At 66.6% G+C, this 24,497-nt stretch carries 26 protein-coding genes and 1 pseudogene; 7 read left to right on the top strand and 20 right to left on the bottom strand.

Annotation, left to right across the window (positions count from 1 at the left end; genetic code table 11):
- Window positions 1-55 precede the first annotated feature (55 nt).
- Window positions 56-1,060, top strand: a complete 1,005-nt coding sequence (locus tag D3226_RS03830) for an asparaginase (protein ID WP_237462217.1) — start codon at window positions 56-58, stop codon at window positions 1,058-1,060.
- Window positions 1,061-1,084: 24 nt separating this feature from the next.
- Here the strand turns inward: D3226_RS03830 and D3226_RS03825 are convergent, their stop codons facing one another.
- Complete coding sequence (locus D3226_RS03825) at window positions 1,085-2,107, bottom strand: glycerophosphodiester phosphodiesterase family protein (RefSeq protein ID WP_202381047.1); 1,023 nt, start codon at window positions 2,105-2,107, stop codon at window positions 1,085-1,087.
- Window positions 2,108-2,244: 137 nt separating this feature from the next.
- Between D3226_RS03825 and D3226_RS03820 the strand changes: the two genes are divergently transcribed.
- Both D3226_RS03820 and D3226_RS03815 read left to right on the top strand, forming a co-directional pair.
- Entirely contained in the window at window positions 2,245-3,084 is an 840-nt protein-coding gene (locus D3226_RS03820; protein WP_202381046.1) for a Bax inhibitor-1/YccA family protein, read from the top strand.
- A 189-nt stretch (window positions 3,085-3,273) separates the two neighbouring features.
- Complete coding sequence (locus D3226_RS03815) at window positions 3,274-3,633, top strand: iron chaperone (protein ID WP_202381045.1); 360 nt, start codon at window positions 3,274-3,276, stop codon at window positions 3,631-3,633.
- A 20-nt stretch (window positions 3,634-3,653) separates the two neighbouring features.
- On the opposite strand, the gene D3226_RS03810 is transcribed toward D3226_RS03815, so the two are convergent.
- The 18 genes and pseudogenes from D3226_RS03810 to groES all read right to left on the bottom strand — a co-directional run bounded on the left by D3226_RS03810 (window position 3,654) and on the right by groES (window position 20,969).
- Window positions 3,654-4,664, bottom strand: coding sequence for an aminotransferase class V-fold PLP-dependent enzyme (locus tag D3226_RS03810; protein WP_202381044.1), 1,011 nt, complete (start codon window positions 4,662-4,664; stop codon window positions 3,654-3,656).
- Between the two features lie 162 nt (window positions 4,665-4,826).
- Complete coding sequence (locus tag D3226_RS03805; protein ID WP_202381043.1) at window positions 4,827-6,350, bottom strand: Na+/H+ antiporter NhaC family protein; 1,524 nt, start codon at window positions 6,348-6,350, stop codon at window positions 4,827-4,829.
- A 184-nt stretch (window positions 6,351-6,534) separates the two neighbouring features.
- Window positions 6,535-6,843 carry a cupin domain-containing protein gene (locus D3226_RS14625; RefSeq protein WP_237462216.1) on the bottom strand — a complete coding sequence of 103 codons (309 nt, stop codon included), beginning with the start codon at window positions 6,841-6,843 and terminating at the stop codon, window positions 6,535-6,537.
- A gap of 60 nt (window positions 6,844-6,903) precedes the next feature.
- Window positions 6,904-7,092 (bottom strand): annotated as a pseudogene (locus tag D3226_RS15005) (helix-turn-helix domain-containing protein); the annotation flags it as partial.
- A 149-nt stretch (window positions 7,093-7,241) separates the two neighbouring features.
- Window positions 7,242-8,834, bottom strand: a complete 1,593-nt coding sequence (guaA, locus tag D3226_RS03795) for a glutamine-hydrolyzing GMP synthase (protein WP_202381041.1) — start codon at window positions 8,832-8,834, stop codon at window positions 7,242-7,244.
- 126 nt (window positions 8,835-8,960) lie between these two features.
- A complete protein-coding gene (locus D3226_RS03790; protein WP_202381040.1) occupies window positions 8,961-9,449 on the bottom strand; it encodes a DUF3817 domain-containing protein in 489 nt (162 codons plus the stop codon).
- A gap of 10 nt (window positions 9,450-9,459) precedes the next feature.
- Complete coding sequence (locus D3226_RS03785) at window positions 9,460-10,356, bottom strand: SURF1 family cytochrome oxidase biogenesis protein (protein ID WP_337248887.1); 897 nt, start codon at window positions 10,354-10,356, stop codon at window positions 9,460-9,462.
- 68 nt (window positions 10,357-10,424) lie between these two features.
- Window positions 10,425-11,546, bottom strand: coding sequence for a GuaB3 family IMP dehydrogenase-related protein (locus D3226_RS03780; RefSeq protein WP_202381039.1), 1,122 nt, complete (start codon window positions 11,544-11,546; stop codon window positions 10,425-10,427).
- A 105-nt stretch (window positions 11,547-11,651) separates the two neighbouring features.
- A complete protein-coding gene (guaB, locus tag D3226_RS03775) occupies window positions 11,652-13,154 on the bottom strand; it encodes an IMP dehydrogenase (RefSeq protein WP_202381038.1) in 1,503 nt (500 codons plus the stop codon).
- Window positions 13,155-13,318: 164 nt separating this feature from the next.
- Complete coding sequence (locus D3226_RS03770; protein ID WP_202381037.1) at window positions 13,319-14,374, bottom strand: ABC transporter ATP-binding protein; 1,056 nt, start codon at window positions 14,372-14,374, stop codon at window positions 13,319-13,321.
- Entirely contained in the window at window positions 14,374-15,174 is an 801-nt protein-coding gene (locus D3226_RS03765) for an ABC transporter permease (protein WP_237462215.1), read from the bottom strand. The genes D3226_RS03770 and D3226_RS03765 overlap by 1 nt, the downstream gene beginning before the upstream one ends.
- A 2-nt stretch (window positions 15,175-15,176) precedes the next feature.
- Window positions 15,177-16,046 (bottom strand): ABC transporter permease, encoded by an 870-nt coding sequence (locus D3226_RS03760; RefSeq protein ID WP_202381036.1) that lies wholly within the window; start codon window positions 16,044-16,046, stop codon window positions 15,177-15,179.
- Complete coding sequence (locus tag D3226_RS03755) at window positions 16,043-17,122, bottom strand: extracellular solute-binding protein (protein ID WP_202381035.1); 1,080 nt, start codon at window positions 17,120-17,122, stop codon at window positions 16,043-16,045. Before D3226_RS03755 ends, D3226_RS03760 begins: the two co-directional genes overlap by 4 nt.
- Window positions 17,123-17,161: 39 nt before the next feature.
- Window positions 17,162-17,632, bottom strand: a complete 471-nt coding sequence (locus D3226_RS03750; protein ID WP_202381034.1) for a DUF3830 family protein — start codon at window positions 17,630-17,632, stop codon at window positions 17,162-17,164.
- Window positions 17,633-17,672: 40 nt separating this feature from the next.
- Window positions 17,673-18,488: a gamma-glutamyl-gamma-aminobutyrate hydrolase family protein gene (locus D3226_RS03745; RefSeq protein WP_202381033.1), complete on the bottom strand. Its 816-nt coding sequence runs from the start codon at window positions 18,486-18,488 to the stop codon at window positions 17,673-17,675.
- A gap of 111 nt (window positions 18,489-18,599) precedes the next feature.
- Window positions 18,600-19,589, bottom strand: coding sequence for an Lrp/AsnC family transcriptional regulator (locus tag D3226_RS03740; protein WP_202381032.1), 990 nt, complete (start codon window positions 19,587-19,589; stop codon window positions 18,600-18,602).
- Window positions 19,590-19,682: 93 nt separating this feature from the next.
- Window positions 19,683-20,588 carry an EamA family transporter RarD gene (gene rarD, locus D3226_RS03735; protein WP_202381031.1) on the bottom strand — a complete coding sequence of 302 codons (906 nt, stop codon included), beginning with the start codon at window positions 20,586-20,588 and terminating at the stop codon, window positions 19,683-19,685.
- Window positions 20,589-20,672: 84 nt separating this feature from the next.
- Window positions 20,673-20,969: a co-chaperone GroES gene (gene groES / locus D3226_RS03730; protein WP_202381030.1), complete on the bottom strand. Its 297-nt coding sequence runs from the start codon at window positions 20,967-20,969 to the stop codon at window positions 20,673-20,675.
- A 269-nt stretch (window positions 20,970-21,238) separates the two neighbouring features.
- Here groES and D3226_RS03725 point away from each other — a divergent pair, with 269 nt between their 5' ends.
- The 4 genes from D3226_RS03725 to D3226_RS03710 all read left to right on the top strand — a co-directional run bounded on the left by D3226_RS03725 (window position 21,239) and on the right by D3226_RS03710 (window position 23,748).
- Window positions 21,239-21,712: a DUF4190 domain-containing protein gene (locus D3226_RS03725; RefSeq protein ID WP_202381029.1), complete on the top strand. Its 474-nt coding sequence runs from the start codon at window positions 21,239-21,241 to the stop codon at window positions 21,710-21,712.
- Window positions 21,713-21,721: 9 nt separating this feature from the next.
- Window positions 21,722-22,168: a DUF4190 domain-containing protein gene (locus D3226_RS15000; RefSeq protein WP_202381028.1), complete on the top strand. Its 447-nt coding sequence runs from the start codon at window positions 21,722-21,724 to the stop codon at window positions 22,166-22,168.
- A 3-nt stretch (window positions 22,169-22,171) separates the two neighbouring features.
- Window positions 22,172-23,419, top strand: a complete 1,248-nt coding sequence (locus D3226_RS03715; protein WP_420029080.1) for a THUMP-like domain-containing protein — start codon at window positions 22,172-22,174, stop codon at window positions 23,417-23,419.
- Between the two features lie 134 nt (window positions 23,420-23,553).
- Complete coding sequence (locus D3226_RS03710) at window positions 23,554-23,748, top strand: hypothetical protein (RefSeq protein ID WP_202381027.1); 195 nt, start codon at window positions 23,554-23,556, stop codon at window positions 23,746-23,748.
- A 127-nt stretch (window positions 23,749-23,875) separates the two neighbouring features.
- Here D3226_RS03710 and D3226_RS03705 read toward each other — a convergent pair whose 3' ends face one another.
- A complete protein-coding gene (locus D3226_RS03705; RefSeq protein ID WP_202381026.1) occupies window positions 23,876-24,448 on the bottom strand; it encodes a DUF4190 domain-containing protein in 573 nt (190 codons plus the stop codon).
- Window positions 24,449-24,497: the final 49 nt, after the last annotated feature.

Here is a 24,497-nt window from a genome sequence, read left to right as displayed (position 1 = left end):
CGCGCCCCCGCGTCCCGCTTTCCCGGTCGCCATCAGGATCGGCCACAATGGAGGGATGTCAGCTCTCCCCTCCGGCACCCCTTCCGTGCTCGTCTTCGCGACGGGCGGCACGATTGGCATGCGCGAGACCGACCACGGCCTCGCCCCCGATCCCGATTTCCCGGAGGTCCTCGAGCGACTCGTCGCGAGCATCTGCGGCCCGCTCGGGATCAGCGCGCGGATCAACCACTTGTTGCCGCCCATCGACAGCGCGAACGCCGACGCGGAGACGGCGCCAAAGATCGCCCGCGCCATTCGCGCCCGCGTGCGCACGCACCGCCCGCGCGGCGTCGTCATCACGCACGGCACCGACACGCTCGCCTACACCGCAGCGCGCCTCGCCTTCGAACTTGGCGATCTGGGCGTGCCCGTGGTCGTGACCGGGAGTCAGCTCGCCCACGGCGCCCCAGACACCGACGCTCGCGCGAACCTCTCACTCGCGATCCGCGCATCAGTCAAGGCGGCCCCGGGCTCGCCCGTGACGGTCGCGTTCGGCGGCGCGCTCCTCCCCGCCGTGCGCACCACGAAGCACGACAGCCGCGCGCTCACAGCGTTCCGCGCGGAGTCGAAGCTCGCCCCGCGCCCGCTCGGGCTCCCGCGCCTCTCCGCGCAGGAGCACGCCGGCCTCGCGCGGGTGCTCACACTTCGTTTCGTGCCCGGCATGACGGTCGCGGATGTGCGCGCGGCAGTGGGCGGCCGCCCCGACGCGCTCGTGCTCGAGTGCTACGGCAGCGGCAACGGCCCCATGGCGCGACCCGGAATGACGGCCGTGCTCCGGGAAATCAGCGCGGAGATCCCAGTCGTGGCGATTTCGCAGTGCGCCATGGGTGGCGTGGACTTCTCTCGCTACGCCGTCGGCCAGGAGCTCGCGGGGTCCGGCGTCATCGACGGCACTGATCTCACGCTCGAGGCCGCCATCGCAAAGCTCGGGTACCTGCTCGACTGCGGTGTGCAGGGTTCGGATCTGCGCGCGCTCATGGAGCGCAACCTCGTTGGCGAGTGCGCGGGAGTCGCGCACTAGTCTCGATCGGGATCGGGGCTCGGCCTACTCCCACGCTTCGCGGAGCGCGACCGCGAGGTCGGGGTGGTCGAGGAACACGCCGTCCACTCCGGAGGCGATGATGAGTTCGAACTCGCTCTGCCAGTCGCCCCACTCCGCGCCACGCAGAGATGACTGGTGCTTGACGTTGAGGAAACGGTTCTCGGGGCGGAGCGTCCAGGTGAACACGAGCAGGCCGCGCGCGTGCGCGCGGTGCACGAGGTCGGTGGGTCCGGTGGCCCGACCGAGCGCGTTCACTCGGATGAGGTTGCCTTTCGCGACGCTGATCCCGTCCACGCGTTGCGCGAGGAAATCGAGCCCGGCGTCGCTCCGGTACCAGCCGTAGCTCCGCGCGGCGCGGCCGGGTCGGGGCTCGTCTGGCGGCGTGCCAAATCGTTCGGTCAGGAACACGAGCGTGCCGCGGACCCGGGCCCGGCTCAGCTGCTCGAGGACCCCCAGCTCGAACGACTCGACGACGAGCTGCTCGGGCTTCGCGTCCCAGCCGGTATCCGCGAGCTCCTGGAGCAGCAATACCCCGATGTCGTGACCCTGCTCGGCGAGGAAGTGCGCGTGCTTGACCTCCACCACCGTGCCAAGCTTTCGGCCGCGGGCAGCGCTCTCCTCGTCGACGATGGCGAGTACGTCGCGGAGGCGCAGAATCGGCTCGGTGCCGTCGTAGTCACGGTTGTCTGGCCGCACCTTCGCGAGCCGTTCGCGGCAGCGCAACGTTGAGAGTTCCGCCCAGGTGAAGTCTTCTGCGAACCACCCCGTGTGCTTCTTGCCGTCGACGATTTTCGTGGTGCGGCGGGAGGCGAACTCGGGGTGACGTGCGACATCCGTGGTGCCCGAGATTTCGTTCTCGTGCCGCACCACGAGCACACCATCGCGAGACACCACGATGTCGGGCTCAACCGCGTCAGCGCCGAGTTCAAACGCGAGGCGGTACGCCGAGGCGCTGTGCTCCGGGCGGTAGCCAGGAGCTCCCCGGTGGCCGATGATGAGCGGCCCGCCGGCCGCACGTGATGACATGCCTTAAGCGTAGGGCACGCGCCGCGCGCAATCACTCGCGTACGCCGTGCACGAACAGCGAAAAAATCCCAGCGGTTCCAAAGCCGCCCTCACTAGGCTAGAACCACTCGCATACGCCTGGAAAGGAATCCCGACGCATGAGCAACCCGGCTCTCAGCAACAACCCGGCTCTGAATGGCAAGACCCTCAGCGCTGATGAGCTGCGCCGTATCTACGATCAGCCCGCTGCACAGACGCAGCGCCCCGGCATCGACACTCCGACGGAAGCTGGTTTCGGCGGCGAGCAGCCGCCCGTCATCGCCCCGTCCGACAAGCCGATGACCTACGAGAACACCATCTCGAAGACGGTGCTTCTCTTCCTTACCGTGCTCGCCTTCGGCGCCGTGGGCTGGTTCATGCCCGTCCTCGCGATCCCCGGCGCAATCGCCGGCCTCGTGCTGGGCCTCGTGAACTCCTTCAAGAAGGAGCCGAGCGTTCCGCTCATCGTGCTGTACGCGGTGGCGCAGGGACTCTTCCTCGGCGGCATTTCTGGCTTCTACGAGGCGCAGTGGCCGGGCATCGTCTCGCAGGCCGTGATCGGCACGCTGTCGGTCTTCGGTGTCACGCTGCTCCTCTTCCGCAGCGGAAAGGTCCGCACGAGCCCGCGCATGACCAAGATCGTGCTCATCGCGATGGTCGGCTACCTGGTCTTCTCGCTCGTCAACTTCGTGCTGATGCTCACTGGCGTCACCCCCGGCATGTTCGGCGCGCGCAGCATCGAGATCTTCGGTATGCCGCTCGGGGTCGTCATCGGTCTCCTCGCGGTGTTCCTCGCGGCGTACTCCCTCGTGATGGACTTTGAGCTCATTCAGAACGGCGTGCGCAACCGCGTCCCCGAGAAGTGGGCGTGGTCGGCGGCCTTCGGCCTCATGGTCACGCTGATCTGGCTCTACGTCGAGATCCTGCGTCTGCTCGCGATCTTCCGCGGCAACGACTAGTCGCTCGACGCGCTGCGGCAGCGGGGGTTCGGCTTTGGCCGGACCCCCGCTGCCGTTTGTATGTGCGCCATCTCTTCGCGCATGAGAACTCCCGCGGCGCGGAACATACAGCGCACCCAGCCCCCGCGTCCCACACTTCTCCAAGGACTCGGGGGCGAAGTTTTGGCGACTCAGTGGCAGACTGCATGCATGAGCACCGAGGTCACCGACTACATTGCCGAGCTCCCCGAGCCCGAGCGCGCCCGGATCGCCGGGCTCTACGCACGCGTGCGCGAGCTCGTTCCTGACGCCGACGAGGGCCGCTCCTACAACATGCCAGCGCTCCTGTACCGGGGAAAAGGTCTCTTCTCCGCGATGCTCACCAAGCACCACATTGGCGTGTACCCGTATGGCAGCCTCGGGGAACTCGCCGAGGAGGTGACCGCCGCGGGCCTCGGCAGTACCAAGGGTTCGATCCACCTCCGCGCGGGCGAGACGCTTCCGGACGAGCTCCTCGCCCGCTTCGTTGCGCGACGGGTGGCGCAGATCGAAGCGGCCGCCGCGCGCTAGCCGTACACCCTTCGAGCGAGCTAGCGAAGCTCCGCGAGCGCCGCCACCAGTCGATCCACGTCCTGCTCATTTGAATAGGCGTGGAAGGAAAGGCGCAGGCGGCTTCCTCGCGGTGAAGTGCCGATTCGGTGCTCTGCAAGTCGCGCCGCGAGTGCGTCAGGCTCATCTGTGACGAGTGCGACCTGAGGCCCACGATGCACAGCGTCTTCAGGAAAATCAATCGCATACCCCTGAGAACTCAGCTCCTCTGCGAGGCGATCGCGCAATGAAACGACATGCGACCACGCCTGCTGGGCATCGATCTGCTCAAGCATCTCAAACCCAGCGACACCGGCGTACGCTGAGGGGATCGGGTGCGTCCCCATCTCGAAGCGGCGAGCATTCTCTGGGTAGTCAACCCCCGCTGCATCAAACGCGAACGGGTTGACACGCCCAAACCATCCTGTGAGGCCGGCCGATCGTTCGACGTTCTTGCAATCACGCACATACAGCATGGCGATGCCAGGAAGACCCAGCATGTATTTCAAGTTGCCTGAGACGAGGAAGTCACAGTCGAGTTGCGTTGCCGAGAATGGCAAGATCCCAGCGGCTTGGTACGCATCGACGAAGACGAGTGCCCCCACCGAGCGGGCGTGCGCGATAATGCGTTCGGTCTCTGGGCGGGTGCCGTTGATGTAGCTCACCAGCGGAATCGAGACGAGCTTGGTCCGCTCATCGATCAGCGGGATCCAGGAGTCAGCGTGCAAAGCCGCTTCAATGCCCGCAACGTTCACCACATCGATGCCCTGGCTCTGTGCACGCCAGACATTCCCCACAGATGGGAACTCAAGGTCAGACGTGACGAGCCGATTCCGCGAGGTTGACCAGTCAAGAGACGACACAACTTGGAAAGCCGCTTCTGAAGCACAGGAGAGCACCGCAATGTTTTCACTATCCACATCGAAGAAACGACCGGCGTGGCTCCGGTACTCCTCGACCTTGCCAACCCAGGCCCCCCAAGGAGCCTGCGCATCAATGAGTGAGGCGGTCATTCGTTGCATGGTGTGAGCAAGATGGTCAGAGAGTGCTCCCTGACTGCAGCTCGCGAAGTGCGGGGCCTCGTCGAGTACTGGGAAGGCTCGGCGAAACTGAGCGGGGGTGAGTGGAGCGAGAGATGTATGCATGAGAAATCCTTCGTGGGTAGTGAGAGGAAGTTATGAGGTGAAGGCTTCAGCGGCAGAGTCGACCGGGACGGCGTGGTCCTCCGGTTGCGCGTTCAGAACCATCGCTGCTTTCGCTGGGTCCTTCTCGACAGCGCCATTCTGACCTTCATAGCGCCGCCCCCAACCAGTGATGACCGCGACAAGGATGACGCAGGTGAGCACGAGCGGATAGAACGCCCCGGTGAAGATGGACATTGGGTCGAGAGCCGGAGCGTCGCCTTGATCCACGGTGAGGAGGCTTGCGATGAACAGGAAGGAGCTCACAACGGGCACCACGCTCCCGAGGCCAAGGGCAAAGCAGTCCATGACATTGGCCCGCCGGTAGGGGTGCAGTCCCACTTGAGCCCCGAGCCGGTCGGCGATGGGACCAAATACCAGCATCGAAGGCCCGTTCACCCCCGCAAAGAGTGTCGTGGTTGTGAGAATTCCGGCACCAATAGCGAGTTCAGCCCGCCGCGGGGTTGTGACCCACCCGCTCGACACGACCGCGGCGACCAGACGATCGAGAACGCCAGCGCTTTCCAGTACGCCAAGCATCGCGAAGATACCTACGTTGAGTCCGATGATGGGCAGAATGTTTGCGACGCCGCCAACAAGGAAGCCAGTAATGGCTTCATCTTCGACGCCGATAATCCCAGACGGTTCAAGCACCCCGCTGAGCAGCCCGACGACAATGCCGGCCGCAAGGCCCGCGGTGACTGCCTTGAAGATATTTCGGGTCACAATCGCGGTGCCCAACAGCACCACCACTGCGATCAGCATCCACAAGCCCTGGGCCGAGAAATCATCCGCAGAAACGTTCGATACCGCAGCACTGCCCGGTGAGACAAGCGTTCCAATGCCCAGAAACAGGGCAAACGCGATCACAGCTGCCGTCAGCGAGTACCGGAGCCGGCTACCCACGACGCCTGGGATCTCTGCGGTTCCCTCTTTGGTTCGGTAGCGCTGTGTGGTCGAGGAGATCACAGTCGAGTCTGAGATCGGCGCAAGGTTGTCCCCGAAAAGCGCGCCAGAGAGAATTGCTCCGGCAAGGAGAACCGGGTCGGCTCCGAGCACAACTCCGGCGGGATAGAAGATAGGGAAGGCCGTGAACATCGTCCCGAGCGAGGAGGCTGTGGCCATCGCAATCGCGCACACTGCGGCAAAAGCGATCGCGATAAACAGCCCGCCATGAACGCCCAGCGAGAGCGATAACCAGATGAACCCTTGAGAGATTCCAGTCGACTTGATGAGCGAAGATGTGAGCCCAATAGCGAAAAGCAGCAGGATGAGCGTTACTGAGGTCTTCGAAGAAACTCCCCGCACAACAGCTTCCCAGAAGGACTCGTAGCCTTTTGCGAACGGCGCCGCAATGAAGAGTCCTGCAAGGGCGGCAGCGGTGAGCGCGTTCATGTCGAATGCGCGGAACACGACAAAGAACATGATGGTGGAGACAACAAACACGATTGGCGCGATAAACGCACCGAACAGGCCGATTCTGAATACAAGGGGCGTCTGCGCCCGGTCCTGGCTCATAGGTCACCTTTGATCTAAGTGGACTCCCCGCTCTCCGGCAGAGGATGTGCAACAACGCACACGAGCAAGTTTACTCAAAGTGAAGAAAACTTCAATCAAATTGAATTAAGTAGTTATGGTAATTCCACACATACCCGGGCGAGAGGAGTTCGTGGACCCGCTGAAGGCAGATCAACACGTCTTGTCAGTAGCTCGGAGGCGTCACTGAAATCGTAAAGAACACCGAACTGTTCGTGTGGTTCAAAAAACGATGAGGGTGCACTGAAGCGAAGGTCGCACTGTCGCCCGCAGCAAGCTCAAACAGTTCGCCGTCCACCTCAAGGGTGAGAATGCCCGCGGAAACGAGAACGCACTCCTCGCTCGGTGGGTGCGACCAGGGCTCATCACTCGAAGCAGCACCGGGCTCAAGGTGCCCGGCGAGGACCTCCAGCTGACCGCTCCCCGGCGAAACTCTCGAGTAGGACAGCCCCCCATGCGGCGACCGGACAATCATCCGGTCACTTTCTCGGACCACGCGCACGGCAGCATCACCACGCTCAGCAAACAGATCGAATAGCGGTGTACTCAGTGCCCGAGCGATCCGTCGCAGCGTCTTCAAGCTGGGATCGGTCTTTCCATGCTCGATTTGACTGACCTGCGCGGGCGAAAGCTCGGCGGCCCTGGCGAGTTGCTGCGCACTGAGGCCAAGCTCTTGCCGCCGACGCCGAATTCTCTCCCCAAGCACGCAGCTATTCTGGCACATTCAGTGCAGAGTAACGTTCGCCCCGGAGTAGACACGTTGCACCGAGCAGCACCGAGCGGCCTCACAACGAACGCAGAAACGCCGGGGCGCACCCGCATGGTGCACCCCGGCGTTTCCGGTTTAGCCGAGCGACGCGAACGCCGGAAGGCTTACTCCCACTCGATGGTCCCCGGCGGCTTCGACGTCACGTCGAGCACCACACGGTTGACCTCGGGCACCTGGTTGGTGATCTTGTTCGAGATGCGGGCGAGCACGTCGTACGGCACGCGCGTCCAGTCAGCCGTCATCGCGTCCTCGGAGGACACGGGGCGCAGCACGATGGGGTGGCCATAGGTACGGCCATCTCCCTGCACGCCCACAGAGCGCACATCGGCGAGCAGCACGACGGGGCACTGCCAGATCTCCTGGTCCAGACCTGCCGCGGTCAGCTCGGCGCGAGCGATCGCGTCGGCCTCGCGCAGCGTCTCCAGACGATCACGGGTGACCTCGCCCACGATGCGGATCCCCAGGCCGGGGCCGGGGAACGGCTGACGCCCAACGATCTCTTCGGGAATGCCGAGCTCGCGGCCGATGGCGCGCACCTCATCCTTGAAGAGGGCACGCAGCGGCTCGATGAGCTCGAAGTCGAGATCTTCGGGGAGCCCACCGACGTTGTGGTGGCTCTTGATGTTCGCGGTGCCGGCGCCCCCGCCCGACTCAACAACGTCGGGGTAGAGCGTGCCCTGCACGAGGAACTTGATCGGCTCACCCTCAGCCTTGGCCTCGGCGACCAGGTCGAGCTGCACCTTCTCAAACGCGCGAATGAACTCGCGCCCAATGATCTTGCGCTTCTCTTCGGGGTCGGTGACTCCGGCGAGGTGGCCCAGGAAGATGTCCTCGGCCTCAACCGTGATGAGACGCACACCGGTCGATGCGACGTAGTCGCGCTCCACCTGCTCGCGCTCCCCCTTGCGGAGCAGCCCGTGGTCCACGAACACTGCGGTCAGCTGATCGCCGATCGCCTTGTGCACGAGGGCGGTCGAGACAGCCGAGTCCACGCCGCCCGAGAGTGCGGAGATGACGCGGGCGTTGCCCACCTGCTCGCGGATGCGCGCCACCTGCTCGGCGATCACGTTGCCCGCGTTCCAGTCGGCCGGGATCCCCGCGACGTGGTGGAGGAAGTTCTCGAGGATGCGCTGCCCGTGGTCCGAGTGCTTCACCTCGGGGTGCCACTGCACGCCGTACATCTTGCGCTCGGCGGAGCCGAAGGCTGCGACGGGCGTCACCGCGGTCTTTGCGAGCACGTCGAAGCCCGCGGGTGCGGCCTGCACGGCGTCGCCGTGGCTCATCCATACGTTCTGCGTGTCGGGCTGGCCGCCCAGGATCGCGCCGCCATCGCCGACCACGGTCGCCTCGGTGGCGCCGTACTCGCGGTCACCGGTGTTGCCGACCTCGCCGCCGAGCGCGCGAGCCATCACCTGGAAGCCGTAGCAGATCCCCAGCACGGGGATCCCCAGATCGAAGATCGCGTCGTCAAACGAGGGCGCGCCCTCTTCGTAGACGGACGAGGGGCCGCCGGACAGCACGATGCCGAGGGGCTGCTTGGCCGCGACCTCAGCCGCGGTCACGGTGTGCGGAACGAGCTCGGAGTACACCCCGGCCTCGCGCACGCGGCGGGCGATCAGCTGCGCGTACTGCGCGCCAAAATCGACCACGAGGACGGGGCGGTGCCCGGTGTCCGTCTGTTGTTCCTGATTCGCCATGTTCGAGTGCTTCGGCCTTTCAGCTGTGGGGAGGGAGATAAGGGAAGATTCTACCGCCTGAGCGGGGGCTGCGCGCCCAGCTTGGGATCGAGGCTCGGCGCACTCCGCTGCGGACGGTGAGCGCGGCTAGGCCGAGGCCGATCCCGCGCTGCTGTCGACTGCGGCGCTCGCCGGCGCGGAGCAGCCGTCGACGCTCGCGAGGAAGCCGTTGACCTGGCGCACAATACGGGCCTCCAGGAAGAACGACATGAACGGAATGACGCCGCCGAGCGCGATGAGCAGGAACTTTCCGAAGTGCCAGCGCATGGGGCTCCACAGCATGAAGTCGGAGATCAGGTAGATCACGTAGAACCAGCCGTGGGCGATGAGGATCGCCTTGAACAGATCGAAGCCCTGCGGCACGAAGTCGCTGTCAACGCCCTCGGGGGCGAGCGGCACGAACTCGGCGAACGCGTCGGGAGTGAACAGGAACAGCTGCACCTGGAACGCGTACTTCATGACCATGACGGCGACGAGCAGCAGCAGCATCACGCCCGTGATCACCGAGGTGACCTTGTAGAAGCTCAGCGCCTTCCGAATCCGCGGGTAGTCGGAGGGCTTCGGCTGGAGTTTCATGGTGTCCATTCTATTCGGGGCGGGAATCTGCGAGGTCTCGCTCGGGATCGGGGCCGGCCGCGGCCTCCTGCTCGGCGGCCTCCCGGAGGGCCTTCAGCTCGTGCTCCTTCTCCCAGGCGTCGCGGGTGAGGCGGAACCAGAAGAAGACGGCAAAGCCAGCGAACACGACCCACTCGATCGCGTAGAAGACGTTGAGCCAGTTCACCTTCTCGGCGGGGAGCGGCGGCACGGAGTCGACCACATCGAGGTCTGCTGCGGCGAGGAGCTCGGGGACGTCTGCCGTTTCGTGCAGCACGAGGTAGCCCGAGTAGACCGGGGCGTCGACGTCGGCCCACACGTTTGCGAAGTGCGCGGGGATCATCGTCGGCATCGCCTGCGGGTCATCGCTAGGCTTCGGCACCTGCGGCCCCTCGGGCGGCATGTAGCGGCCCTCCAGCTCGCGCGGCGCGGCGAAGCCCGCGGCAGCTTCGAGCTGCGGGATGGCGGCCTCGGCGGCCTCCGGGCTGGGCGCCCAGCCGATCGCGACGGCGAGGTGCGCGCGCTCCGGATCCTCGGTGACGAGGTGCCCCACGACCCACGCGCCGTTGGTGCCGTCGTTCTGACGTGGCGCCACCACGCGCGAGTCGCCCGGCACGAACTCTCCGCTCAGGTCAACGACCACGCCGGCGGCGTCCTCCGTCACTCCCTTCGCGAGATCGCTCACCTCGGAGAGGGTGCGGGGCGTCTCCGTGTCGACGAGCTCGGGGTCGTCGCTGCGCACCGCGATGCTCATCTGCCACTGGCCGAGCCACGCGAATCCGCCAGCGACCGCGAGCGCGAGCAGCAGTGCAAGGATCCACAACGGCCGGCGCATCACCTGCCCGAGGGTGGGCTCCCCCAGGTACTCGGGCTTCGACGGTGTCGACACGGGAGGTCTTCTCGTTTCTCGGTTCGTGGTGGCGGGGTGCGCGCCGGGGTGCCGGCGCGCACTCGGGTTTAGCGCTCGGCGTAGACGAGCCCAACCCGCTGGAACTCCTTGAGCTCCGAGTAGCCGGTCGTGGCCATCGCGCGGCGAAGCGCGCCGACGAGGTTCGAGCTGCCATCTGCGACGTTTGCGGGGCCGTTCAGGATCTCCGTGAGCGGAGCGACCTGCTCCACTGCCACGCGGCGACCGCGGGGCAGATCCTCGTGGTGTGCCTCCTGTCCCCAGTGCCAGCCGCGACCGGGGGCGTCGGTCGCCTTCGCGAGCGCACCGCCGAGCATCACAGCATCGGCACCGCAGGCGACGGCCTTGATCATGTCGCCCGAGCTGCCAAGGCCGCCGTCGGCGATGACGTGCACGTAGCGGCCACCCGACTCGTCGAGGTAGTCCATGCGCGCGCCAGCAACGTCAGCGATTGCCGAGGCCATGGGCGCGCGAATGCCGAGCGTTACGCGCGTCGTCGAGGAGGCGCCCCCGCCGAAGCCGACGAGCACGCCCGCCGCGCCTGTGCGCATGAGGTGCAGGGCAGTCTGGTATGTCGCAGCGCCGCCCACGATCACGGGGACGTCGAGCTCGTAGATGAACTGCTTGAGGTTCAAGGGCTCGCGGCCCTCGCGCGCAACGTGCTCTGCCGAGACCGTGTTGCCACGAATAACGAAGAGATCGACGCCGGCCTTCACGACCGTATCGGTGAACTCAGCAGTGTGGTGCGGAGAGAGGGCGCCCGCCACCGTCACACCGGCCTCGCGGATCTGTCCGAGGCGATCGCGGATCAGCTCGGGCAGGATCGGCGCTGCGTAGAGCTCGCGCATGCGGTGCACCGCCTCGACACCGTCGGTGATCTGCGCCAGCTCTGCGAGCAGCGGCTCGGGGTTTTCGTGCCGGGTCCAGAGACCTTCGAGGTTCAGCACGCCGAGGCCGCCGAGCTTGCCGAGTGCGATCGCGGACTCTGGCGACATCACCGAGTCCATCGGCGCACCGAGCACCGGAATTTCGAACTGGAAGGCGTCGATCGACCAGGCGGTCGAGACGAGCTCGGGGTCGCGGGTGCGTCGCGTCGGCACCACCCCAATCTCATCGAAGGTGTACACGCGACGTGCGCGCTTGCCGCGGCCGATCTCGATCTCGTTGCTCACCCGCCCAGTCTATCGAACCCTGCCTGGGGGTGTCCCCGCCGCGGAAACGCCGCGGGGCGCCGCCGACCGAAGTCTGCGGCGCCCCGGGGACCCAGTGCGGCGGGCTTAGCGCTTGTAGTTCGGCGCTTCAACAACCATCTGCACGTCGTGCGGGTGCGATTCCTTGAGCCCAGCCGAGGTGATGCGGACGAAGTTGCCGCGCTCCTTCAGCTCGGGCACCGAGCGTGCGCCCACGTAGAACATCGACTGGCGCAGGCCGCCGATCATCTGGTGCGCGACCGCGCCGACCGGGCCACGGTAGGGCACCTGGCCCTCGATGCCCTCGGGGATCAGCTTCTCGTCGCTCGGCACGTCCGCCTGGAAGTAGCGGTCCTTCGAGTACGAGGTGCGCTCACCGCGAGTCTGGAGCGCGCCGAGCGAGCCCATGCCGCGGTAGTTCTTGAACTGCTTGCCGCCCACGAACACGAGGTCGCCGGGGCTCTCGTCGGTACCGGCGAGGAGCGAGCCCATCATCACGGACGAAGCTCCGGCGACGAGCGCCTTCGCGATGTCGCCCGAGTACTGCAGCCCACCATCAGCGATCACCGGCACGCCGGCGGGTGTGGCCGCCTTTGCTGCCTCGTAGACCGCGGTGACCTGGGGCACGCCCACACCGGCGATGACGCGCGTGGTGCAGATCGAGCCGGGGCCAACGCCCACCTTCACGGCGTCTGCGCCGGCGTCGACGATCGCCTTCGCGCCGGCGTACGTCGCGACGTTGCCGCCGATCACGTCGACACCGGCGAACGCCGGGTCGCCCTTGATCTTCGCGATGATGTCGAGCACGCCGCGGCTGTCGCCGTTCGCGGTGTCGACCACGAGCACGTCCACGCCCGCGTCAACGAGCTGGCCGGCACGCTTCCAGGCGTCGCCGAAGAAGCCGACCGCAGCGCCGACGCGGAGACGACCCGCGTCGTCCTTCGTGGCGAAGGGGTACTGCTCTTCCTTGTCGAAGTCCTTGACGGTGATGAGACCCGTGAGGCGCCCCTCACCATCAACGAGGGGAAGCTTCTCGATCTTGTGCTTGCGGAAGATGTCGGCGGCGTCCTCGCGGGAGATGCCGACGGGGCCCGTGATGAGCGGCATCTTCGTCATCGCGTCGGCGACGCGCACGTTGGCACGGTCCTTCGGATCGATGAAGCGCATATCGCGGTTTGTGATGATTCCGAGCAGCACACCGCTCGAGTCCACGACGGGCAGGCCCGACACGCGGTACTCGCCGCACAGCGCGTCTACCTCGGCCACGGTCGCCTCGACCGTGGTGGTGACGGGGTTGGTGATCATGCCGGCTTCGCTCCGCTTGACGCGGTCGACCATCTCGGCCTGATCCTGAATCGACAGGTTGCGGTGGAGGATCCCGAGCCCGCCGTTGCGCGCCATCGCGACCGCCATGCGGGTCTCGGTGACGGTGTCCATTGCAGCAGAGATCAGCGGGATCTGCAGCTTGATACGGCGCGTGAGCTGGGTCGAGGTGTCCGCCTCGCTGGGGATGACATCGGTGTGCGCAGGCAGCAGCAGCACGTCATCGTAGGTCAGGCCGGTGAAAGCGAAGGGATCGCGCTGTTCCATGGAACCTCTTTACTGGTATTGATGCGGACGTCCTCAGCAGGCCCGTGGGTGGTGGGTCGCTTGTTCCATCGTAAACGACCGAAGCCCGGGTGATATTCCCGGGCCTCGGTGCGTGCGGCGCCTCGGCGCCCCACGCGGGGTGGTGCGGCGTGCGAAGCAGGCGGTTACACGTCCGCCGGGTCGAGCACGAAGGAGTCTGCGACGCGCCAGCTGAGGCGTGCGGGCCCGGCGGGCATCACCGCGCCGCGCTTGTCCGCGATCAGACGCAGTCGCTGCTCACCGTAGTCCACGACGTACTGCACCTCCGAGCCGCGGAACACCGGAGCGACGACCTCGACGGGCAGTACTGCATCATCATCGGCGCCAGCCTCGAGGCGGAGGTCTTCCTGGCGGAGACCCACCACAGCGTCTGCGCCGATCGCCAGCGTGTGCGGCGGGACCGGTACCTCGTGGCCGCCCGCGAGCTGCACGGTGCCCTGCGCGGTCACGGTGCCGGGCAGCAGGTTCGCGGCTCCCAGGAAGTCCGCGGCGAACACCGTGCTCGGCGCGCCGTAGATCTCTTCGGGGCGACCCTGCTGCTGCACGCGACCGACGTTCATCAGCACGACGAGGTCGGAGAGGCTCATCGCCTCATCCTGGTCGTGCGTCACGAAGACCGTGGTGAGCCCGAGCTCGCGGTGCAGCTCGAGCAGCTCGATCTGCATGTCTTCGCGCAGCCGCGCGTCGAGGTTGGAGAGCGGCTCGTCGAGCAGCAGCACGCGCGGCTGCGACACGATCGCACGCGCCAGGGCAACTCGCTGCTGCTGACCGCCGGAGAGCTGACGCGGCTTCCGCCCGGCAAGGTGCCCCATCTGCACGCGCTCGAGCGCATGGGCCGCACGCTCCAGCTGCTCTGCCTTCGATCCCTCCCCCGCCATGCGGAGCGGGAAGCGTACGTTCTCGAGTACCGACATGTGCGGGAAGAGCGCGTACGACTGGAACATCATGCCGAGGCGTCGCTTCTCGGGCGGCAGCGCGGTGACGTTCTCGGCGCCAATGTGGATCGAGCCGCGCGTCACAGTCTCGAGCCCCGCGATGCAGCGCAGCAGTGTGGACTTGCCGCAGCCCGACGGGCCGAGCAGCGACATGAACGTGCCGGAGGCGACGTCCAGTGAGATTTCTGACAGGGCAACGGAGGAGCCGAACTCTTTCCGCAGCCCGGAGATGACGAGATCAGCCATTAGGCCATTACCTTTCCAAGTCCGAGGGTGCGCTCGAAACCGATGAGCACGAGAACGGTGACGAGCACCATCAGGGTGGAGACCGCGGCGACCGACGGGTCCGGGCTGAACTCCAGTCGGCCATAGATCGCGAGCGGGAGGGTTTCAACGGAGGGGCTGCGCAGGAAGAGTGCGACCACCGCGTCGTCGAAGGAGATGTTGAATGCGAAGAACGCGCCGGCGAAAATGCCGGACTTGCACATCGGAAGGAGCACCAGCAGGTAGCGCTGCCACCAGTTCGCACCCATGGTGCGCGCGGCTTCCTCGGTGAAGCGATCCTGCTGGAGCAGCACACCGGATACGGTGCGCACGACGTACGGGATCGCCAGCACGATGTGGCCGATGATGATGCCCCCGAGCGAGGCGCCTCCCGCGTAGACGGAGAGGAACGCAAGCAGCGCGATGCCGAGAATGATGCTCGGCACGATGATGGGCGCCATGAGGAAGCTCAGGATCGCTTGCGAGCCAGGAATCTGGAAGCGGGTCAGCGCGATCGACGCGGCCGTGCCCACAACCACAGCAACCGCGGTAACGAGGAGGCCGATCCACAGGCTCGTCAGGAAGGGCTGCAGGTAGGTGTCCGTCGTGAGCACCATCTCGTACCACTGCAGGCTGAAGCCCTTGGGTGGGAAGCTCAGGAAGCGCTCCGAGTTCACGGAGGAGATGGCCACCACGATGATGGGCAGCAGCATGTACGCGCCGATCGCGACGGCGAGCAGGACCGCGACCGCGCGGATCCAGCCGGGTACGGCTTTGACCATGATTATTTCCTCGATCCGATGCGGGAGGTCGCGAAGATCAGCATCACGACCGCAAGGAAGAGCAGGGTCGACTGCGCCGCAGCAAAGGGCCAGTCGAGGTTCACCGTCGCGTCGTTGTAGATCGTGCCGGCAAGTACCGGGAGGCGCGAGCCACCCACGAGGCGCGGGGTGATGAATGAGCTGACCGAGAGCGCGAACACCAGGGTGGCGCCCGCAACCAGGCCGGGAAGCGACAGGGGGAAGACGACCGTGCGGAGGGTGCGGAGGAATCCAGCTCCCATCGTGCGCGCGGCTTCTTCGAGCTTGGGATCAATCGATTGCATCACGCCGTACAGCGTGAGCACGGCGAACGGCAGCAGCACCTGCACCATCGAGATGACGATGCCGGCCTCGGTTCCGAGCAGCCCCTGCCCGTACGCAACAGGATCAAGGCTCTTTGCGAACTGGCCGAGCCAGCTGTTGGGCGCGAGTAGCACGACCCAGCCGAAGGTGCGCACCACGACGCTCGTCATGAGCGGGAGGATGATCACGGCCATCAGGATGCTCGAGACGCGGCCGGAGACGCGCGTCATGAGGTAGGACAGCGGCAGCGCGAGCACCAGGGTGATCGCGGTCTGGATGAGCGACAGGCGAAGAGAGCGTCCCATCGCCGACAGGTAGTAGTCGCTCTGGAAGACCTCGGCGTAGTTGCCGAGGGAGAATCCCGCGACGCCCTGCACGCTCGTCACGGAGGAGAGCAGCATTTGCAGCACCGGCAAGAAGAAGCCGATGAGCATGAGCACGATCGCGGGAGCGAGCAGGAGCAGCGGCTCCAGCCACGGACGCTGACGTCCGCGGCTGGAGCGCGATGCGAGATGAAGCGGCTGGGTCATGAGGCGACGAGTGCGTTCCAGGCCTTGACCCACTCGGCGCGCTTCGCGTCGATCTCGGTCGGGTCGAAGCGGACGAGCCCGGTGAGGCCCTCACCCGCGATGACCTCTTCCGCGAACTCGGCGGGGATCTCCACCGTCATGTTCGTGGGCGAGTAGCGGAGCGCGTCTGCCCAGGCAAGCTGCACCTCGGGGCGCAGCTGGTAGTTCACGAACGCGGTCGCGAGGTCTTCCTTGCCGGTTCCTGCAACGACGTTCGCCGTGATGTACGAGGCGGGGCTGTTCTCGGGCACCGTGAAGCCGACGTTCAGGCCGGCCTTCGTGAGCGTGTAGGCGTAGTCCTGCGCGTAGGGCGCCAGCCAGATGTCGCGCTGGGTGAATGCCTGCTGGATCTCGGGGCTCGTCGCGGTCACGACGGCGTCGTTCTTCGCGAGGAGGCCACCGACTGCGTCGAGGCCGGGCTGCACGTCATCCGTGCTGCCGCCAAGCTTCGCGTTCATCGCGAGGAAGGTGAGCAGGCCGTAGGAGTTCGAGAAGTCGGTGAGGGCAACGTGGCCGGCAAACTTCGGGTCAAGCACCGCGTCCCACGAGGTGGGAGCGTCCTTCACCTGATCCTTCAGGTAGATGAGCCCCATCGGAGCAATCTGGATCACGGGGCCCTCGCCCTCACCGCGCTTCACGCCGTCAAGCGCGGTGGGAACGAGGTCCGCGGCACCCTCAATGTCCGCCTCCGCGATCGGAGCGAGCAGCCCATCGGCCGCCGCAACGACCTCCTGGCCACCCGAGAACGTCACGACGTCCAGCTGCGGCTTGCCCTTCTGCGCCGTGAGCTGCGCGAGCGCGTCAGCGCTGTACGCAGTCACCACCTCGACCTTGGCTCCGGTCTCTGCCTCGAACGGCTTGATTACCGCTTCCTGAAGCGTGGCCTCGTAGTCGCCCCCGAAGGAATTGACGACGATGGTCTGGCCAGCGAAGGGCTGGTCCTTCGAACCGCTCTCCGGGGCGGACCCGGAGGAGCAACCCGTGAGGGCCAGAGCGACGGCACCGGCCATCGCGATAAGCGACACTGCTTTTTTCATGACTGACTTCTTTCGAACTGAGGGTGGGGTGGTGCGTGGTTAGTTCACGCGGGCAATGGTGATCGTCTTGGCGCCGTCGATGCGGGTGTTCGCGCACGCGGCTGCGAACTCATCGAGGCCCTCGGTGATCGAGGCGAAGATGTTGCAGGGCGTCCAGCCGAGCGGGCCGAAGATGCGGCCGCCGTCGCCGTAGAACACGCCGATCTCCCAGAGATCCTCGGACATGTTCTTCATCTGGTTGGGAGCCTGATAGTACCAGAGCAGGTCACCCGCGGCGGGGAAACAGGTCTGGTTCTCGACCGGGATCGACTCAGGGTCAAAGTTCTGTGCCGACTCGGGCAGACCGGTCATGATCTCGGGGCCCGCAAAGGCGGCGTGCACCGCGAGCACCTCGACGGGCTGCTCGAGCGCGTCCCAGATCGTCTGCGCGGTGACGGGCGCGTTGTCCAGGTTGAGCTCTGCGATGGCCTTCGCGCCGTTGGGGAAGGTGAGGGAGATCTGCTTCGTCATTCTGTTCTTTCTCGTGTTGTGGGAGGGGAAGTGTGCGGGGCTAGGCGGCGGGGTGCGTCCGCCCAGCGAATGCGGTGGCGGTTGCCACGAAGCCGGTGAAGAGCTGCGCCTCTGCGGCGACCTCGTCCGGCGCGGTCAATTTCTCGGGGTGCCACTGCACCCCGAGAAACGGCCAGGCGTCAGACGTCGACTCGGCGGCCTCGGCAATGCCGTCTGCGGCATGGGCGCTGACCACCAGGCCATCCGCAACCGCGTCGATTGCCTGGTGGTGGATCGTGTTCACCTCGCGCGACGCCGTGCCGTACACGGCGGCGAGGGCGCTCCCCGCGGCGAAGGTAACCTCGTGACGGTCCCCGAGGAACGCCTCGGGAGTGTCCTGCGCGGGGTGCACCGCTGTGCGCGGAATGTCTTCGATGAGTGTGCCGCCGAGCACCACGTTCGTCAGCTGCAGGCCGCGACAGATGCCAAGGACTGGCAGCTCTCGCTCCTGAGCACCGAGCAGCAGGGCCCGCTCGAACGCGTCTCGCTCGGGATCGGTGTCGGCGGCCTCCACCGCGCTCGGCTTGAGGCCGCGCAGCTCGCGGGTGAGGTCCTGACCGCCGGACAGCAGGAGGCCGTCGATGCGCGACAGGAGTGCGGGCACGTGCTCATCCGCCACGGGAGCGAGCAGCAGCGGGACGCCGCCGGCCGCGGCGACGCGCGCCGCGTACTCGGTTCCGAGAGTGAAGAGATCCGTGCGCTCGCCGAGGTAGGTCGGAAGGGTACGGCGCCACACCGTGATGCCGATGATCGGGGCGCGCTCAGCTGCGAGTGCTGCCTGATCCCGGCTGGAGAGGGAGTGCGAAGAAGTGGGCATTGTTGACCAATCGTTGACTGAGAGCATCTCATCACGATTGGCCGAGAATTGCAAATTATGAATTTACAATGTCGAAGTTTTCACTCTGTTGGAAATTGATTGGCAGACTATTCAAGTGGTGAGGCTGAGCGGCCCGCGCCGCACGGGGGCAAGAACCAGCGAGAGATCACCGATCTGGGCACCCTCGAACTCTCGGAGAACACCAGCAAGGAACTCGAGCAGCGCTTCTTCGCCCCGCGCCAGCACGTCCACCATCAGCTGGTACTCACCGGACACCGCCGAGCAGAAGCGCACCTCCCCCGAGGCGGCGAGCCGCCGGCCCACATCGTCCACCCGCCCGGGCGGCACGCGCAGCCAGACCATTGCCTCCACGCGCAGCCCGAACACCCCGGGAAGCACTTCGGCGCGCACGCGCAGCGTGCCGGTGGCAATGAGCTGTTCCACCCGGCGGCGCACGACTCCGGTTTTCGCGTCCAGCCGCTCCGCGAGGCGCGTGGCCGGCATCCGGCCATCCTCGGCGAGCAGCGCGATCAGCCGCTCGTCCTGCTCCGTGAGGTCGGCCACGGGTTCGGCGTCCTCCTGCAGCGCGGCGAGCGTCTCCGCCTCCGCCTGCGCACGCACCTCGGGCGAGATCGTATTCGTCATCATCCAGTCATAGCCGGAGCGGTAGGGGCGGAGTACGGTCATCGCCTCAGAATCCAGCACACCGGGTATCGCGGGGAGTTCGTCGAGGAGCACATCGGCCACCCGTTCCGGTTCGGAGAGGATGAGCAGCGCGACCACCTGCCGTGCCCCCTCAAGCACCGAGACGGAGGAGGCATCAGCGCGCCCCGCGATCGCCGCCGCGACCGTTCGCGCGGCGCCCGCCGCGGTGCGCACACGCACCACCACCGAGCGCGCCTGGTACACGGTGGTCGCATCGAGATAGGTGGAGACCTTAATCACCCCGAGGTCGATGAGTCGCTGGCCCCGGCGCGCCACCGTGCGCTCGGGCAGCTCCAGGAGTCGCGCGACCGCGCCCCAAGATGCGCGACCAGAGATTTGCAGCACCGCCGCGATCTGGCGATCAGTCTCGTCCCAGGAATCTGGCAGCGGCGTCATTGGGCTCCTTGGCGCTTGGCGGGGCCATCGCCGCCCCGTTCGCCCACCACATTAGCGGGCGGGCGGCGGGCCCGGCGGGCGCCGTGCCCGTCGCTACGGTCTCCGCCTGCCCGCGCGAAGCGTCTCGACCGACAGCACAATCAGCGCGCCCCACACCACCGCGAAGCCGATCCAGCGCGCGACCGGAATGTGCTCGCCGAGGATCAACCAGCCCACCAGGAACATGATGCTGGGCGCAAGATACTGCGCGAAGCCGAGCGCCGTGAGCGAGATCCTGCGCGCGCTCGCGGCGAACAGGAGCAGCGGCACCGCGGTCGCGATCCCCGCTCCGGAGAGAATCCACACTTCCGCGGGCGGAGCGCTCAGCGCGTCGAGTCCGCGCGTGGCGCCGAGCACTGCGAGCACGATCAGCGCGATCGGCGTGAGCACGAGAGTTTCGACGAAGAGCCCCGGCAGCGCGGCAACACGGCCGCCCACATCTTTCTTCACAAATCCGTAGTAGCCGAAGGACAGCGCGAGCACGAGCGCCACCCACGGGAAGGTGCCGTACCCCACCGCGATGATGACAAACGCGACCACCGTGGCGCCAAGCGCGATCCACTGCACGCGGCCCAGCCGCTCGCCAAGCAGCAGCACGGCCAACAGGATCGTGACCACCGGGTTGATGAAGTACCCGAGCGACGCATCAAGCACGTGTCCTGACGTTGACGCCAGCACATACGTCTGCCAGTTCACGTAGATCACCGCTCCGGCGAGGGCGAGCCGCCCGAGGAGTCGGCCGTCGCGCAGCACGCGTCCCACCTCTCCCCACTGGCGAAGCACGGTGATGAGGATCGCGCAGAACACGAGCGTGAGCAAGATCCGCCACGCGACGATCTCGAACGCGTTGATGCCCACCAGCAGCACGAAGTAGAGCGGCAGGAAACCCCAGAGGGTGTAGGCGGCGAGGGCAGCGAGGAGTCCGCGCTGGGACTCTCCGCGAGGAGCAACTACGGGCACGGGGTTCCTGTCGAGTGAAGCGCAAACAATAAAACCGGGGCCGACGCGAAACGCGTCGGCCCCGGAGTGCAGAACGAAAAGCGCTTAGCGCGTAACGACTGCGAGGATATCGCGTGCCGAGAGCACGAGGTAATCGTCGCCCGACACCTTGACCTCGGTGCCGCCGAACTTCGAGTAGATCACCACGTCGCCCACGGCGACGTCGAGGGGGATGCGGGTGCCGCTGTCAGACACGCGGCCGGGGCCGACTGCAACGACCTCGCCCTCCTGGGGCTTCTCCTTGGCGCTGTCAGGGATCACGAGACCGGAGGCGGTGGTCTGCTCAGCCTCGACCTGCTTGATAACGATGCGATCCTCGAGCGGCTTGATGGCAACCGACACAGTTGACCTCTTTCCAGTGTGCGAAAGTTCTCGCGCCCGCCCGATGCGAGCGCGTCTGCCATCGAGTCTAGGACGCGCATTGGCACTCCTGCAAGGGGAGTGCCAACTGTGCGGATCGCTCCAAGCGAACGCACACAGCACGGGGTGGGGTGATTCACGGCTCGACCCCATGCGCCGTGCAGAAACGCGGCGGTAGAATGGTGGGAAGAACAGGGCGAGGGGACCACGGCACGGATCCCAAGCCTCGACACGCGTCCCGAGGAGAACCGATGTCTACCCCCAACACCCCTGAGCCCCACGCCGCACAGCCGACGGCAGCGCAGCCGACCGCGGCTCAGCCGACCGTCCCGCTGCAGCCCGGCGTTCCCGCGTACGCCGCGCAGGCCCAGGTTGGCCAGCCCGCATACCCGGCGGCGGGCCAGCCGGTCTACCGCGCGGCCGCTCCCGCTCCCGCCCAGGCTCCGCGCGGCACCACGCTCGCGCAGACCAACACGTATGCCGTACTCGCGATCCTGCTCGCGTTCATGGCGCCGATTGCGGGTGTGGTGTTTGGCCACATGAGCCTCAGCCAGATCAAGCGCACGGGCGACGCGGGCCGCGGGCTCGCCATCACCGGCCTCGTGATCGGGTACGCCGCGATCGTGTTCCTCGTCCTGTTCTTCGTGCTCTACATCGGTTTCATTGCGTTCGCGATCGCCGCGGTGGGCGGCGACTACGCCGGCTACTCCGGGTACAGCTACTAGGGATTCACCGTGAGCCAGAACCTTCCCGCAGGGGATCCCGAGCAGGTGCCGCAGCAGCCGCAGGCGCCGCAGTACGCTCCGCCGCAGTACGCCGCTCCGCAGTACGTGGCGCCGCAGCAGTACACGGCCGCGCAGGCCGACCACACGCAGCAGCCCGCGTACCAGGCCGCTGAACAGCCGTACGCGGTGCCCTACTACGTTCCCGTCGCCGCCGCTGCGCCGCCCACGAACACGCTCGCGATCCTCGCGCTGATCTCTGCCTTCGTGGCGCCATTCGTTGTCCCGGTGGTGCTCGGCCATCTGAGCATGAACCAGATTCGTCGTACCGGCGAGGGCGGCCGCGGGCTCGCCGTCACCGCGCTCGTGCTGGGGTACATCCAGGTTGCGTTCTGGGCGATTCTCATCGCGTTCATCGTCTGGGTCGGGGTCATCGCTGCCGCCGGCTCGAGTATGTAGTCAGTGCCTGGCCCGCTCTCCCCCGCCGCAGCATCAACGGTGCCTCCCGGCTGGGACTTCCTGTTCACTACCGCAGGTGTCGACGCCCTGGGACGCGCTGTGGGTGCCCTCGCCGCGGGAGTGGATGCCGCTCGGCTCAACACGCAGCTCCGCAAAGACGGGCTCGCCGCCGAGCACACGGCCGCGGTACTCACGCAGGCACAACTGCGATTGAAGGCGCAGGCGAAGCTCGGCGAGCTGGCGCTGTCGCTGCTCTTTACCCCCGCGGGCCTCGAACAAGCGACGCGTCGTGCCGTTGCGGCCCGGCATGCCGCGCGCTTCCGGGACGCCGGGTGCACGCGGGTGGCTGATCTCGGCTGCGGCATCGGCACCGAGTCAATGGCGCTCATCAGCGCGGGCATTTCGCCGCTCGCCGTCGAGCTCGATCCGTTCACTGCGCGTATCGCGGAGCACAATCTTGGGATCGCGGCAGCGCATTTCCGGCTCCCCGCGCCGCAGGTTCGCGTCGGTGATGCGGAACAGCTCGGGGCAGCAGACGCCGACGGCGTCTTCCTCGACCCGGCGCGGCGCACGGCCGGGCATTCGGATACCCGCCGCGTCGCTTCTCCCGACGATTACTCCCCCAGTCTGAGCTTCGCGTTCGGTCTTGCCGAGCGGCTCCCCACTGGCATCAAGCTCGGACCAGGCCTCGACCGCGAACTCATCCCGGATACCGCGGAGGCGCAGTGGGTCTCGGTCGATGGGCAACTCGTTGAAACGGGGCTCTGGTTCGGCCCACTCGCGCGTCCGAACGCGCTCCGCTCCGCGCTGGTCATCCGCGGAGAACGCGCCCACGAGCTTGCCGCACCCGCGGACACGCTCGACGCGGAGGTTCGCCCGCTCGGCACGTACCTCTACGAGCCCGATGGCGCGGTGATCCGTGCCCGGTTGATCGGCATGCTGGCACGCCAACTCGGCGCCGGGATGCTGAGCCCCGGGATCGCATACCTGACGGCGGACCGGCTCGCCCCCACCCCGTTTGCCCAGGCGTTCCGCGTGGTCGCGGAGCTGCCCGTCCGCGAGAAGGAATTGCGGAAGGCTCTGGCCGAGCGCGGTATCGGCACGCTGGAGATCAAAAAGCGCGGGGCAGATGTGGATCCAGCGGCGCTGCGCACCCGGCTCAAGCTTCGCGGGCCGAATCGTGGCACGCTCATCCTCACCCGTGCAGACGGGGCCCATGTCGCGATCCTTGCGGAGCGCTGCGAGCCGTAACCGCCAATGGCCGCGCAGCGAAACTCAGCGAGACTGGGCTTACACCTGATACCAGGTGCGCCGAGCAACTCGCGGAGCTCTTCCTCGCGCGTGGTTTCACGCCGGTTGCCGAGGACGCTTTGGCCTATCTCGTCGTGCAGTTTCCCGCCCGCACAAGCGCGGCGGATCGACGGCACATCGAACACGCAAGCGAGTGGCTCGATGCAGTGCTCGACGAGCGAGGCCTCGGCAGCGTCGACGGGCACGAGCGCGGCAAGCGCGTGAGCGATGGACAGATGGTAGTGAACATCTTCGCGCGCGACTATCGCGACACGACTCGCGCCGAGTGACGAGTGGGTGGTGCGCGTCGAGCGCCGTTCAGGCAAGCTCCCCGGAGCGTTCAGCCTCTGACCCCGCGGGAGAAAAACGCAAAACGGGCCCGGGGAATCGCCCCGGGCCCGTTGCGTGCGCGGGAGACTACTCCTGCGTCTGGCTCTGCTCTTCGAGCTCCTGCAACTGCTGCTCGAGCTGCTGCTGGAAGTCGGGATCGTTAGCGATCTGCGAGAAGCCCGCAAGAAGGATGATCCAGACGATGATGCCGACGATGATCGCCAGCGCGCCGGTGATGAGGCCGGTGATGGCCATCGCCTTCGACTGCTTCTTCACGAGCGCGACGATGCTGAGCACGATGCCCACGACGCCGAGCAGCGGGCCGAAACCGGGCAGGAAGAACAGCACGACCGAAAGCACGAGGCCCACGATGCCGAGCACCATGCCCGCGATTGCGAGACCCTTCGACTGGGGCTGCGCGTAGCCGCCCTGCGGGTAGCCCTGCGATGCGGCCTGCGGGTAGCCCTGGGGCGCGCTCGCCTGACCGTACGCCGGTGCTCCCTGCGGGGGCACGGGCGGCGCCTGTGGCGGGACCGGTGCGCCCTGCTCGGGCGCCGCGGGTGCCTGCGGCGGGGTGGTGGGTGCCTGGGGCGGGGTGGTGGGTGCCTGGGGCGGCACGGGCGGCTGGGTGGGGTCGTTGCCGGGCAGGTTCTCAGACATGGTGCTCCTTCAGTCGGTGATCGCGGCGGCATGCCGCCGGTTTCCGTAC

Source organism: Leucobacter chromiireducens subsp. chromiireducens (assembly GCF_016758255.1).
GTDB classification, from domain to species: domain Bacteria; phylum Actinomycetota; class Actinomycetes; order Actinomycetales; family Microbacteriaceae; genus Leucobacter; species Leucobacter chromiireducens.
The sequence above is the reverse complement of the archived record's forward strand: the minus strand, read 5'-3'. Positions and strand labels throughout refer to the sequence as shown.